Here is a 554-nt window from a genome sequence, read left to right as displayed (position 1 = left end):
AGAGGTAGCCTTTGGGAATATGGTAACCAAAGCCATCCGCGACCAGACTAAAGCCGATCATCAGCAAAAAGCTGAGACAAAGAATGACAATGGTAGGGTGGGCGCTGACAAACCGGGTTAATGGTTTGCTGGCGAGCAGCATCAGCCCAATGGCGATGGTCACGGCAGACATCATCACCAGCAGGTGATCGGTCATGCCGACAGCGGTGATGACCGAATCCAGCGAAAAGATGGCATCCAGAATGACAATCTGCGTTACAACCGCCCAAAAACGCGCTCGTTTGCGCTGTCCATGCTGCTCCTGATCTCGGCCTTCCAACCGTTCATTAAGTTCTACCGTGGCTTTGAACAGCAGAAACAGCCCGCCGACCGCCATGATGATATCGCGTGCGCTAAACGGCTGTTGAAACAGGGTGAAAAGCGGGGCAGTGAGCGAAACCAGCCAGGACATAGAGGCAAGCAGCACCAGACGCATCAATAATGCGAGTGACAGGCCAACGACGCGGGCGCGATCTCTTAGTTTTTCGGGGAGTTTTTCCGCCAGAATGGCAATA

At 53.6% G+C, this 554-nt stretch carries 1 protein-coding gene; it reads right to left on the bottom strand.

Features of this window, described 5'->3' with window-relative positions:
- Positions 1–554, bottom strand: a 554-nt coding sequence (locus J5224_RS34565; RefSeq protein WP_413544775.1) for a TerC family protein, incomplete at both ends; no start/stop codon positions are given.

This window comes from Candidatus Symbiopectobacterium sp. NZEC135, from assembly GCF_025962695.1.
The sequence above is the reverse complement of the archived record's forward strand: the minus strand, read 5'-3'. Positions and strand labels throughout refer to the sequence as shown.